We start from the raw sequence: 13,132 nt of genomic DNA on the forward strand, positions 1-13,132 counted from the left end.
CGGCGGGCGCAGTGGCATTTCAGTCCAGCGTCATCAGGCTGGCGTTCCCACCTGCCGCGGCTGTATTGACGCTCAGCGACCGTTCCACCACCAGGCGCTCCAGGGCCACGCCGGTGTCACCGGGGGCGAGTCCTTGCACGCCAACGATGGCGCCAGGCCGTTGGGCGAGCGTCAGGCTCAGCTGGCGCAACTCGTCGGGGGTGCCGTGGTGCAGCACCGCGTCGAACAGGGCCGCTGGTGCGTGCCAATCTGCCACCAGGTCTATCCGTTCCTGAACAGCCTCGGGCAGCTGCTCGCGCAAGGCGGCGTGTTCGGCAGGCCAGATGGCGCGACCATCCACGGCCAACACGGCAGCCAGTTGCACGAGCCGGTCGTCATCTCCCGTGGCCAGGCACAGAACGGCGTCCCGCGGGTGCAGGCTGTAGTCGTTGCGCTCGCCGGTGGGGCCGGTCAGTGTGGTGATGGCGCGGGGCCAGGCGTGCTCCGCGAAGCGCTTGCAGACAGCGGGCAGAGCCGTGTTCCCCCGCTGAGCGGCCCAGTCCACCAGCGCCCGAAGGGCTGTAGTGGTCTGGGGTGAATGGACTTCGTCGGGCGACGCGGCCGGGGTGTTCTGGCACCACCCCAGGGCGCGATTCAGCACGTTGGCCGGGCGTAGGGCCAGCAGGCGGTACAGGTAGATGGGGCCACCCGCCTTGGGGCCGGTGCCCGAAAGGCCTTCGCCCCCAAAAGGCTGCACCCCCACCACTGCGCCCACCATGTTGCGGTTGACGTAGCGGTTGCCCGCGTGGGCGCAGGCAACTACCTGGGCAATGGTCTCGTCTATGCGTGTGTGCACGCCCAGCGTGAGGCCGTAGCCCGTTGCGTTGATCTGCTCGATCAGCGCGCCCAGGTCGCGCCGGGCGTAGCGCACCACGTGCAGTACCGGGCCAAAGACCTCACGCTCTAGCTCCCCGATGTGAGACAGCTCGATCAGTGTGGGGGGGACGAAGGTGCCGTGGCGTGCCGCGTCATGGCCTGGCTGGTGCGCCTGGAACACGGTGTGGCCGCGTGAACGCATGGTGGCAATGTGCCGTTCGATGTTGTCGCGCGCCTCGACGTCGATCACCGGGCCGACATCCACGGCCAGCTCGCCGGGGTTGCCCAGGCGCAGTTCGGCCATGGCGCCACGCAGCATGGCGAGCACGCGCTCGGCCACGTCGTGTTGCAGGCACAGCACGCGCAGGGCCGAGCAGCGCTGGCCCGCGCTGTCGAAGGCGGAGGCCACCACGTCGTTCACCACCTGTTCAGGCAGGGCCGAGGCGTCCACGATCATGGCGTTTTGCCCGCCGGTTTCGGCGATGAGAGGCACCGGCTGGCCGGTGGCGCCCAGGCGCAGGGCCAGGGTGCGTTGCAGCAGGCGGGCCACCTCGGTGGAGCCGGTGAACATGACGCCTTGCACGCGCTCGTCGGCCACCAGGGGGGCGCCCACCGTTTCACCGCGCCCGGGCAGCAGTTGCAGCGCACCGGGCGGTACGCCCGCATCCCACAAGAGCCGTACGGCTGCGGCGGCCACCAGCGGGGTCTGCTCGGCAGGTTTGGCCAGCACCGCGTTGCCAGCGGCCAGGGCGGCCGCCACCTGGCCGGTGAAGATGGCCAGCGGGAAGTTCCAGGGGCTGATGCACACCACGGGGCCCAACGGCACGTGGTTGGTGTTGTCGAAGCCGTGGCGGACCTGGGCAGCGTAGTAGCGCAGGAAGTCGATGGCCTCGCGCACCTCGGCGATGGCGTTGGCGGCGGTTTTGCCCGCTTCGCGCATCAGCAGGCCCATCAGGCGCGGCATGTCTGACTGCATCGCGTCAGCGGCACGGTCCAGTGCGGCGGCACGCTCCACAGGGGGCATGGCCGCCCAGGCGGGTGCGAAGTCCGAGGCCGCTTGCAATGCAAGCTCTACGTCGGTTGCACTGGCTTCGCGGACGTGCCCCACGGTGTCGCGTGCATCGGCCGGGTTGTGCACGGGCTGGAAAGGGTTCTGGCCTTCTGCGCGCGTGTCTCGGGCAAGCATCGGCTGGGCTTGCCAAGGCACGTTGGCGCTGGTCAGCAGAGCCTCCTGCAGGGAATGCAGCGCCGCTTCGTTGGCCAGGTCCAGACCGGCGGAGTTGGCGCGCTGATCACCATACAGCCCAGCGGGCAGGGCAATGGCGGGATGGGGCAGGCCAACGCGCCCTTCGTTTTGTCCGGCCGCCTCCACGGCGTCCACCGGGTCTTGCACCAGTTGCTCGATGGGCAGGCTGGGGTCGGCCATCTGGTGCACGAAGGACGTGTTGGCGCCGTTTTCCAGCAGGCGCCGCACCAGGTAGGCCAGCAGCGTTTCGTGTGTGCCCACGGGGGCGTAGATGCGGCAGGGGCGCTTCAGCTCGCTCACCACTTGCTCGTACAGCGGCTCGCCCATGCCGTGCAGGCATTGGAATTCGTACTGGCCGGGTTGGTAACGCTCTGGGTCCGCCAGGTGGTAGATGGCCGCAAGCGTGTGAGCGTTGTGTGTGGCGAACTGCGGGTACACGGCGTCCGGCGCGGCCAGCAGGCGGCGTGCGCAGGCCAGGTAGGCCACGTCGGTGTGGGCCTTGCGGGTGTAGACCGGGTAGCCGCTCATGCCGTCGAGCTGGGCGCGCTTGATCTCGCTGTCCCAGTAGGCACCTTTGACCAGGCGCACCATCAGCCGGTGGCCGCTGCGCCGTGCCACGTCGATGACGAAGTCGATCACGTACGGGCAGCGCTTCTGGTAGGCCTGCACGACGAAGCCGATGCCGTCGAAGCCCGCCAGTTCAGGTGCAAAGCAGAGCTTTTCCAGCAGATCCAGTGAGAGTTCCAGCCGGTCGGCCTCTTCGGCGTCGATGTTCAGGCCGATGTTGTAGCTTCTGGCCAGTTGCGCGAGGCGCAGCAGCACGGGGTAGAGTTCGTCCATCACGCGCTGGTACTGTGCGCGGCTGTAACGCGGGTGCAGGGCCGACAGCTTGATGGAGATGCCCGGCCCCGCATGCACACCCGCCCCGTTCGCCGCCCGGCCGATGGCGTGGATGGCGGCTTCGTAAGCGGCCAGGTAGCGTTGTGCGTCTTCGGCGGTGAGGGCCGCTTCGCCCAGCATGTCGTAGGAGTAGCGGAAGCCCTGCGCTTCCCGCACCCGTGCGTGCTCCAGCGCCTCTTCGATGGTTTCGCCGGTGACGAACTGCTCGCCCATCAGGCGCATGGCCATGTCCACGCCCTTACGGATCAGCGGCTCGCCGCCCTTGCGCACCAGTGCGCCCAGGGTGGCGCTCAGGCCCGCTTCGCTGTGCGTGGCCACCAGCTTGCCCGTGAGCAGCAGGCCCCAGGTGGCGGCGTTGACGAACAACGACGGGCTGCGGCCAAGGTGGGCCGTCCACTCCCCGCGGCCTACCTTGTCGCGGATCAGCGCGTCGCGCGTTTCGGCGTCGGGGATGCGCAGCAGCGCCTCGGCCAGGCACATCAGGGCCACGCCCTCCTGCGACGACAGGGCGTATTCCTGTAGCAGGCCTTGCACCAGCCCGGCGCGGCCCACGGCGGGTTTGCGCTCGCGCAGCTGGCGTGCCAGCCGCTGGGCCAGGGCTTGCGTTGCGGTGTGGATGTGCGGGTCCAGGCGGGCCTGCTCCAGCAGCCCCGGCAGCAGCTCCGGCTCGGGGCGGCGCCAGGCGGCGGTGATGGCCTGTCTCAACGGGGTGCGTTGCAGCGGCCCGTCCACGAAGCGGGCGAATGGTGCCGTCCGGGTTATGGCGGCGGCTTGCAGCTGTTCAGGCGTGGCAGGGGCATTCATGGCAGGTCATCCATTCGGTTGGTGAATACGTGGATGATCTGCGTTTCTTTGTTGAGTTTTTGTTCGAAATTTGGCTATATTGACGAATCTTTCACTATTGATTTGCCCATGGACGAGTTGGACCGCATCGACCTGCGCATCCTTGACGTTTTGCAGCGTGACGGCCGGATCAGCAACCTCAAACTGGCAGAGGCGGTGGCGCTGTCACCCACGGCGGTCCTGGCGCGGGTGCAACGCCTCACGCGAGAGGGCTACATCCTGGGCTACGAGGCGCGGCTCAACCCGTTGAAGCTGGGTGCCGGCATGCTGGTGTTCGTGGAGGTGCTGCTGGACCGTACCACCCCCAACGTGTTCGACGAGTTCAAGGCCGCCGTGCAGGTGCAGCCTGAAGTCCTGGAATGTCACATGGTGGCCGGGGGGTTCGACTACCTGCTCAAGACCCGCGCCGCCGACATGAACGCCTACCGCAACTTTGCTGGTGCCGTGCTGTGGCAACTGCCCGGCGTGCGTGAGACACGCACTTACGCGGTGATGGAGGAGGTCAAGAACTCAACCCACCTGCACTTGCTGCGCTGACCCTGCTGTGCCGGGGGTTGGCAACGCGAAGAAGAAGGTGCTGCCCTTGCCGGGTTCGCTCTCGGCCCAGATGCGCCCACCGTGGCGTTCCACAATGCGGCGGCACAGTGCCAGGCCAATGCTGGTACCTTCAAATTCGTTGGCCCGGTGGAGGCGCTGGAACACCCCGAACAGCTTGTCTGCCCGGCGCGGATCAAAGCCCACGCCGTTGTCGCGCACCCAGAACACCTGCTCACCCCCGCCACTGGCGTGCCAGCCCACGGTGATCTCGGCCACCTCGCGCGGGCGGCTGTACTTCAGCGCGTTGGCCAGCAGGTTGTCCCATACCTGGCTCAGCAGCAGGCCGTCCCCTTGCGCCGTGGGCAGGTCGGCGGCGACTTGCCAGCACACGCTCTCAGGCGGGCGGCGCAAGGCCGGGTCGTGCTGCACCCGGTTCTGGCTGGATTGCAGCAGCGCGGCCATCGCCACGCTCTTGCGCTGGAGCGGGGCGCGTCCCAGGCGCGAGAACGCCAGCAGCCCTTCGATGAGCTGACCCATGTGCTCGGCAGCCTGGGCGATGGTGCCCAGGTGGCGCTGGACGTCCGGGTCGGCGTCCGGGCCCAGTTCTTCGCGCAGGATGCCGACGAAACTGCCGATGTGCCGTAGCGGCGCACGCAGGTCGTGCGAGACGGAGTAGGAAAACGCTTCCAGATCCTGGTTGATGTCCTGCAGCTGGCGCGTGCGCTCTTCCACCCGCGCCTCCAGGTCTTGGTTGAGCTGGCGCAGCAGGTCTTCCAGGCGCTTGACCTCGGTCATGTCACGCATCAGGCAGGAGTAGCCAGAGGTCTCGCCGGTCCGGGCGTCGTTCAATGCCGTGAAAACCGTTTGGGCCCAGAAGCGCGACCCGTCACGCCGAACCTTCCACCCGGTGGATTCACACTGCCCGAGCAGCGTGGCGCGCTCCAGTGCCAGGAGCGTGTCGTTTTCCTCGCCAGGGCTGTCGTGTGGATCGAACAGGTTCGCCGCTTGCCCCAGCGCCTCTGCCGCCGAGTGCCCAAGCAGGCGCTGGGCGCTCAGGGGCCATTCGGAAACGAGTCCTTCAGCGTCCAGGAAGAAGATTCCGGCATCCCGGATACCTTCGGCCATCAGCCGCAGCCGGGCTTCGCTGGCGCCCAGTTGCTCGGCATGCCTCAGAACCTGGGCCTGCAACCGGCGGTTGTCGTCATGCATGCCCTGTGCGCGCAGCCGCTGCTCGGTCTGGTCTGTCATGTGCAGGAACAGGCCTTGCACGACTCCCTCGGCATGATCCGGCTGAACCCGGACGTTCAGCCAGCGCATCCCCTGGGTCGGGTGAGGAAACTCACCTTCAAGCGTCTGCTCAAGACCGCGCAGCGCACTGGACAGGCAGGGCACGAGCGCATGCATCAGTCCTTCGTCCAGCAACTCGTGCAACGGGGTGCTGCGGGACATCTCAACTGGCCGGGTGCTCCAGCCGCGGGCCTCACGGTTGGCCGACAGGCAATGCAGGCGAGTGTCCAGGCAGAAGACAGCGTTCGGCCAGAGTTCCACCAGCCGCGTCAGCCGGGTCGAGATTTCATCTGTGCCGGAACGGGACGGGGCAGGCGCTTCCAACTCTGGGTACAGGTTGGAAAAAAAAGACTCTGGCAGGTAGTCGTCAGCGGGTGACAGGCTCATGCGAGAACTTTACCGCATGACATGCGGGTTGTTGCCAGGACGGTCCTGGCCGCAGCATTGGCGGTAACTGGAGCACAGGTTCCGATGAAAAGGTTCTTGGCGTTGGCACAGGTACCCCGCAGGAGATTCTGAGCCGGCGTAGGGGGTGGACGACAAGCAAATCAGCCTTGCCTGATGGCGCTTGCAAGGTTCGCGAGGCATCCTTCGGCCGGTTGAATGATGGCGGCGCCATATCGCCTGCCCATCTCTTGCCCATGGCGTTTTGAATCCACCACCTCCCCCCACCTGGTCATGCCCGGCCCCGATGTTTCGACGGATTTGCACCTGCTGTGCCCAAAGGGCCGCGGCATGGATGTGCCGAATCTGTTTCCTGCCTGGTGCAAGGCTTTTCGCCAAGTCGGTTTGGCGGTATGGCTGGCCTGCGCGGGGCAGGCCTGTGTGGCGGCGGACCCTCCGGATGGATTGGTTGCGTTGTCTTTCGAGGAGCTGCTGGAAACCGATGTGTCGGGGGCGGCAAGTTTCGTGCGCGAGGTCACCGATGCGCCGTCTGCCGTCTCGGTGGTCACGGCAGAGGAAATTCAGCAGTTCGGCTACCGCACGCTGGCCGAGATCCTCAACAGCATGCGCGGGGTCCATGTCAGCTTCGACGGCGCCTACCACAACCTGAGCGGGCGTGGATACGGCAATGCCTTGGAGTCTGCCGGCCGCATTGCGCTGCTGGTGGATGGTTACCCGGTGGCCGACCCCATGCACTACCAAATCTTCATGGGCGACGAGAGTTTGCTGGACCCTTCCATTATCGACCGAGTGGAATACGCACCCGGGCCAGGCGCCGCGGTTTACGGTAACAACGCTTTCCTGGGGGTGTTCAACGTCATCACGCGCAAGGGGCGTGATCTGGATGGCGCCCGGCTTGCCCGTCTGCACGGGTCACATGGCGACCGCAAGACCCGTTTGAACTTCGGGAAGCGGCTCGACAGCAGTACCGATATCCTGCTGTCACTGTCAACCCATGCGGTGTCCCTGCCAGATCACATGAGGGTGGATGATCTCACCGCTCCAAGGTCTGAGGACGAGCGTTTCTTTCTGAAGGTCCGGCACAGGGGGTGGTGGCTGGAGACGGCCAGAGCCAAACGCGATCAGCAACATGTAGCTGAGTTTCGGACATGGTCTGGGCAAGACCTGAGCACGTTTACGCAAGTCGGTTACGACGCCGAGTGGGATGGTTTGAAGGCGTCTTTCAAGCTGTACGACGGTTCGTTCGCGTTCCACAATGAAGAGAAGGGCAAGGAAGGTGCTCCCGATGCTGAACGGCGGTTGACCAGGGCCGCGTCGGGCGCGCATGCGCAACTGGCGGGAACGGTGTCGGACTGGCGCCGCTGGACCTTGGGGGCAGAGTACCGCAAGGAGCGGGACATTGGCCTGCAGCAACGAGTGAACTTTGGTCCTGTCGTGCTTTTCTCTCAGACCTTGCATGGTGATGACGTTCGGTTCTGGTCCATTTATGCGCAGGAAGAGGTGCATCTGCATCCAGATGTTGACGTGAACCTTGGGCTGCGTTACGACCAGCGCCAGCTTTCGGGGCAGTACAACGACGTGCTTAACCCCAGGCTGGGCCTGGTCTACCGCCTGACGCCCGATACGCAATTCAAGCTTGCACATGGGCGAGCCGCCAGATGGATGGGGTGGATGGACCGCAACATGGGGTTTGATACCGTTGAGCGCGTGCGGACCACCGAGGCTTCCGCAGAAAGCCGCTGGCCGCGCCAAGGCCTCAGGCTGCTCGGATCCCTCTACAGCTACCGGATCGACCCACGCAAGGAAACGGTCCTGAATCCGACGATGACCTACATCGCTTCTCGTGGTGCCGAAGTGGAGCTGGAGTGGCGCTGGCAAGGGGTGTTCCTGCGCGCCAGCCATGCGGTGCAGACGTCGCGCGATAACCTGGGCGAGCCCCTGAAGAACGTGCCGAGCAGGGTCAGCAAGCTCCAGGTGTCTGTTCCGCTGGCCAACGACCGCTGGCGTGTCAGCTTGGCCCTGCGTGCGCTGGCCAGGCGTGACGGGGACAACAACCCCGGTGCCGGTGCGATTGCCAAATCGTATGCCGCGACCGATGTGACCTTGCTGGGCCGCAACCTGGTCAAGGGGCTGGACCTGACGTTTGCTGTCCGCGACCTGTTTGACAAGCAAAGCGGGGTGGAGTCTCGTTTTTCCAACAAGGGGCAGGCTCTGCCGTGGGGCGGCCGTACGTACTGGCTGCAGCTTGAGTACAAGTTTCTGTGACATGGCCTTGCGGTGAGGCTCCGCCGCTAGGGTCATCCTGACGCCGTGTAGGGAAGCGCTGATGGATAAATCAGTCTTGGCTGATGGTTCTGGCGAGGCTGACCGGGCATCCTTGGCGTTATTGGATAGCGTGGGTTGTCGTGGCAACCACTGACGCCCTGTGCCCCTCCTGTCGAATCTGCTTCCCACACCCATTGGTCATGTTTGGCCCCACCGTCGTGATGGCATGCCGCATGCCGCTTCGCAAGTGCCTGAGCCAGGTCAGCCTGGCTGCGGCACTGGTGTGCGCCTGGCAAACGGGCCTGGCGGCGGGGGCTGCTGACGACCTGGTGGAGCTGCCCTTCGAGGAGCTGCTGGAGACCGAGGTCACAGGCGCTGCGGGTTTTGTGCGCGAAGTCACCGACGCGCCATCCGCTGTGTCGGTGGTCACGGCCGAGGAAATCCGGCAATTCGGCTACCGCACGTTGGCCGAAGTCCTGGAGAACCTGCTAGGGCTGGTGCTGGACTTCGACGGGGCGTATTACTACACCAGTGCTCGAGGATATGGTTTGCCCGGTGAGTACTTCGGACGCTACGTGCTGGTGATCGACGGGTACCCCGTCGCCGACAACGTATACAACCAGATATTTTTTGGCGATGACGGGTTACTGGATGTATCGGTCATCGACCGAGTGGAATACGTGCCCGGGCCTGGCGCCGCCATTTATGGCAATAACGCTTTTCTTGGGGCGATCCATGTCTTTACCCGTAAGGGGCGCGACATGGCCGGGGGCGAGCTGGCCACGAGCTGGGGGTCGCACAACAATCACAAGACCCGACTGAACTTGGGTGGGCGCACCGAAGATGGTACCGATTGGCTGTTGTCTGCGGCGGTACACGGAAACGACGTGAACGCCTGGATCAGCGCCGCTCCGGTCAGGTTTGCGTCCACAGACCGGAAGTTGTTTTTTAAAGCTCGACGCGGCGGGTGGTGGGCGGAAACGGCACTCGCCCAGCGCGAGATGCGCGAAGGTGTTGCCGAAAAATCAACCGATACCTATGCCTTCTGGCAATTGGGGCGCGACGTGGACTGGAACGACTGGAAGGCATCTTTCCGGTTGTACCAGGGCGGGTACGACTATGCCTACAGGGCGTCTGACGGCGGCACGCTCTATCGTGACAAGGTGGGCGGTGCATGGTGGGGTGGTCAGACGCAACTGGCCACCTCGATCTGGGCAGGGCATCGTGTGGTTTTCGGTTTGGAGTACCGTGCCGACCAGCGTCTGCGTTCCAAGCACGAGGAAATCAACGAAAGTGACGGCGAATTCCAGGATTACGCTCTGCAGCGCGGAGACCGTGTGCGCAATCTGGGGGTCTATTTGCAGGACGAGATTCAGCTCGCGCCGACCCTTGATCTGAGTCTTGCGCTACGCCATGACCGGCGCACCTCGGCGCATAAGATGGTACGCCGCACCAATCCGCGTTTGGCGCTGGTTTATAGACCCGGCGGTGACACATCGGTCAAGGTGTCGCATGGCACGGCTTCCCGGTGGTCCAGCTGGGACGAAATTCGATACGGGTTGGGCGACAAAGCAGAGAAGTTCCGGACAACGGAGGTTGTGCTGGATCACCAGTGGCCAGCGCTAGGCCTTAGGTCCGTAGGTTCGTTGTATCGCTATCGCATGTCGAACTTGCTGGCCAGTAGCTGGATGCCTGATTTGACCTATCTCCACTTCCAGGGAGGAGAGCTGGCGCTGGAGTGGCGTTGGAGCGGGACCACCATCAAGACCAGTTACGCCCATCAGCATGCGCGAGCCAACGATGGCAAAGGGTTGATCAACTCTCCGAGCGATGTAGGCAAAGTACAGGTGTCGGTGCCGTTGGTCACTGATCGTTGGCGCGTCAGTTTGGCTTGGCGTGTTGTCGCGTCGCGAGTCAGTCGCAACTTGGATGAGGAGCAGTTCACTATTCCCGGGTATGCGGTCACTGACCTAACCTTTCATGGGCGTAACGTCGCCATTGGGCTGGACGTCACGTTCGGTGTACGCAACCTGTTCGACCGCAGGTACGGAAGCATTGTCAATCCCTATCTTGGCGATGAGAGGGGGGCATTCGTTCGCGACGGCCGCACGTACTGGCTGCAGCTGGAGTACAGGTTCCGATGAAAAGGCTCCTGGTACTTGCGTTCGCGCTGGCTGGCTTGTGGGCGGTATTCCCCGCGCACGCGCAACTCGTGGCCTCCGCGGCACAGCCTCCTTCGTCATCCGAGCGCGCGCCGGTGGACGAGCGTGCGATGAAGGCGGCCTACCTCTACAACTTCGCGGTGTTCACGCAATGGCCCAAGCTGTCAGCGCAGTCCTTCCAGTTCTGCGTGCTGGGCACGTCTGCCGTGGGAGATGAGCTGAGGCGGTTGCAGGGGCGTCCGGTCCAGGAGGGGTTGCCGCTGGTGGTTCGCAACGTCATGCCCGGCGATGACCTGGAGCCCTGCCAGTTGCTCTATGTCGATGAAGGCCAGAGAAGGCTGTTTCCCGCCGCATTGAACCGCTTGAACGGTTACCCCGTGCTGACCGTCAGCGATGCGGAGGGGCTGGTGGAGCAGGGGGTGATGATCGAAGTCCGGCGCCAGGGCGGCAGGCTGGCATTCGACGTGAACCTGCCTGCGGCCCGCCGCGTCAAGCTGGACTTCAGTGCACGCCTGCTCAAGCTGGCCAGTTTTGTGGTCAACAAATCGTGACACAGTCCAACGCCTCCATTCGTTTCGAAGACCGCCCTTTGCGTGACAAACTCATGTGGGCTGTGGTTTGGATGACCTCGGTGGCCATGCTGGCGTTGTTGCTGTTCGTCTTGCTGTACCAGTTTGCGGTTCGTCGAGACATGCTCGCCGATGCCATGGCCGCCCATGCCAAGGTGGTGGGAAGCAACGGGGCTGCCTCCATCATGTTCGGCAACGAGGCGGAGGCGGGCGAAGTGCTGGCCTCGCTGGCTGCCGTCCCTGACATCACTCGCGCAGAACTCATGGACGATGGCGGGAGCCCGATGGCACGTTACGAGCGGCCTGGCACGCAGCGTGCCTGTTGGCTTGTGGCCTGGCGGCATGAATGGTGCTTTCTGGGTGTTCAGCAGCCTATCGTTTTGCGGGGCCAGATCATCGGTTCCGTGACCATCGAGGCCAGCCTGGATTCCGTTTACCGAGGGCTCTTGCTTCAGGCGGGTTTCGGGGCGGCAGCGGCGGCCCTCGTGCTTGCCGTGGCGTTCATCTGGACGAGGCGCATTGCAAAGGGCATTGTCAAGCCGTTGCACAGGCTGGTGCGTCTCACGAACAAGGTGCGCGCCGAGCAGGACTTTTCTTTGCGCGCCGAGGTGGGCGCGCAGGATGAGGTGGGTGCACTCGCCCTCAGCTTCAACGCGATGATGGAGAAGCTGGAATGGCATGACGCCAGGTTGAACGCGGAGCTGGTCCAGCGGCGCAAGGTGGAGAACCAGCTCAACAGAATGGCGTACTACGACAACGTCACCGACTTGCACAACCGGCACTATTTCAAGGAGAAGCTCGAGGTCGCGGTGAGCGAGGTGGTTCGCTGCGGTGGCGGGTGCGCAGTGCTTTTCATCGATCTTGACGATTTCAAGGTGGTCAACGACACGCTGGGCCATGAGGCGGGCGACGCGTTGCTGAGGCAGGTGGCGGATGGCTTGCGGGCCACCTTGCGCAGCAACGACATCATCTGCAGGATCGGGGGGGACGAGTTCGCCGTCATTCTGGAGCACAGCGTCAAGGCGGAGCAGGCGGCACGGGTGGCGGGCCATCTGGTGGCGGCCCTCTCCAGCCCGTTTCACATCGAGGGCCGGCAGGTGCGGATCGGTGCCAGTGTTGGCGTGGCGCTCTGCCCCGATCACGCGACCGACACGGTGACGCTGCTGCGCAATGCCGACACCGCGATGTACCACGCGAAGGGCAGCGGCAAGAACAGCTTCCGGGTGTTTGCGCCAGAGATGGAGAACGGGTCCCTGAAACGGTTCACGCTGGAACAGGGGTTGCGCCAGGCCATCGAAACCGGGCAACTGGAATTGCTCTACCAGCCGCAGGTGACCTTGACCGATCCACCCCGCCTGGTGGGCTTTGAAGCCCTGCTGCGCTGGAACCACCCTGAAATGGGCGTGATTTCCCCCAATGAGTTCATCCCCATAGCCGAGGAAACCGGGCTCATCCACGCCATCGGCGACTGGGTCATGCGAACAGGGTTTCGCCAAGCCAGCACGTGGCAGTCGGTGCATCCAGGCCTGCGGCTGGGGCTCAACCTGTCCGGTCGGCAACTCAAGCAGGCCGATATCGTCGAGCGCGTCCTGGCAGAACTCCGCAGCAGTGCCCTGGATCCCAGCCTGGTCGATCTGGAGTTGACCGAAACGGTGCTGATGGACGACCGCAACGCCACCGCTGACAAACTGCAGGCGCTGCGCCAGGCCGGTATCCGCGTGGCGCTGGATGATTTTGGCACCGGCTATTCCTCGTTGAGCTATCTCAAGCTGTACCCGGTGGATACCCTCAAGATTGACCGTTCGTTCGTGGCCAACCTGCCCGTGGACGAAGACGATGCCACCATCACGCGCGCCATCATCTCGATCGCCCAGGGCATGGGGCTGGGGTTGATGGCCGAAGGTGTGGAGACGGAGACCCACGCGGATTTCCTTCGGGACGCGGGTTGCCGCATGGCACAGGGATATCTGTTTTCCCGTCCGCTGCCGCTGCAGGCAGCGTCGGAATGGGTGCTGGCCTCCGCCAAGGCGGTGGATGCAGCATCACTGGTCTGAAGGTGGCGT

General features: G+C 64.4%; 7 protein-coding genes. 5 read left to right on the forward strand and 2 right to left on the reverse strand.

Going from position 1 to position 13,132, the window contains the following annotated elements; translation table 11 throughout:
• Positions 1-19 precede the first annotated feature (19 nt).
• Positions 20-3,805: a trifunctional transcriptional regulator/proline dehydrogenase/L-glutamate gamma-semialdehyde dehydrogenase gene (gene putA, locus ACYVHH_RS06840; RefSeq protein ID WP_460564383.1), complete on the reverse strand. Its 3,786-nt coding sequence runs from the start codon at positions 3,803-3,805 to the stop codon at positions 20-22.
• A 108-nt stretch (positions 3,806-3,913) separates the two neighbouring features.
• On the opposite strand from putA, the gene ACYVHH_RS06845 reads away from it, so the two are divergent.
• A complete protein-coding gene (locus ACYVHH_RS06845; protein ID WP_460564384.1) occupies positions 3,914-4,381 on the forward strand; it encodes an Lrp/AsnC ligand binding domain-containing protein in 468 nt (155 codons plus the stop codon).
• On the opposite strand, the gene ACYVHH_RS06850 is transcribed toward ACYVHH_RS06845, so the two are convergent.
• Positions 4,355-6,055: a sensor histidine kinase gene (locus tag ACYVHH_RS06850; protein WP_460564385.1), complete on the reverse strand. Its 1,701-nt coding sequence runs from the start codon at positions 6,053-6,055 to the stop codon at positions 4,355-4,357. The two genes, ACYVHH_RS06845 and ACYVHH_RS06850, sit on opposite strands and share 27 nt — an antisense overlap.
• A gap of 291 nt (positions 6,056-6,346) precedes the next feature.
• Between ACYVHH_RS06850 and ACYVHH_RS06855 the strand changes: the two genes are divergently transcribed.
• The 4 genes from ACYVHH_RS06855 (at position 6,347) to ACYVHH_RS06870 (ending at position 13,123) form a co-directional block, all read left to right on the forward strand.
• A complete protein-coding gene (locus tag ACYVHH_RS06855) occupies positions 6,347-8,338 on the forward strand; it encodes a TonB-dependent receptor plug domain-containing protein (RefSeq protein ID WP_460564386.1) in 1,992 nt (663 codons plus the stop codon).
• A 200-nt stretch (positions 8,339-8,538) separates the two neighbouring features.
• On the forward strand, positions 8,539-10,482 hold the full coding sequence (locus ACYVHH_RS06860; RefSeq protein ID WP_460564387.1) for a TonB-dependent receptor plug domain-containing protein: 1,944 nt from the start codon (positions 8,539-8,541) through the stop codon (positions 10,480-10,482).
• Positions 10,479-11,051: a YfiR family protein gene (locus ACYVHH_RS06865; protein WP_460564388.1), complete on the forward strand. Its 573-nt coding sequence runs from the start codon at positions 10,479-10,481 to the stop codon at positions 11,049-11,051. The genes ACYVHH_RS06860 and ACYVHH_RS06865 overlap by 4 nt, the downstream gene beginning before the upstream one ends.
• The gene (locus tag ACYVHH_RS06870; protein WP_460564389.1) at positions 11,048-13,123 is read left to right on the forward strand and encodes a putative bifunctional diguanylate cyclase/phosphodiesterase; all 2,076 of its coding nucleotides are present in this window, start codon (positions 11,048-11,050) and stop codon (positions 13,121-13,123) included. Before ACYVHH_RS06865 ends, ACYVHH_RS06870 begins: the two co-directional genes overlap by 4 nt.
• The last annotated feature ends 9 nt before the right edge of the window (positions 13,124-13,132 follow it).

The organism is Hydrogenophaga aquatica (genome assembly GCF_054780915.1).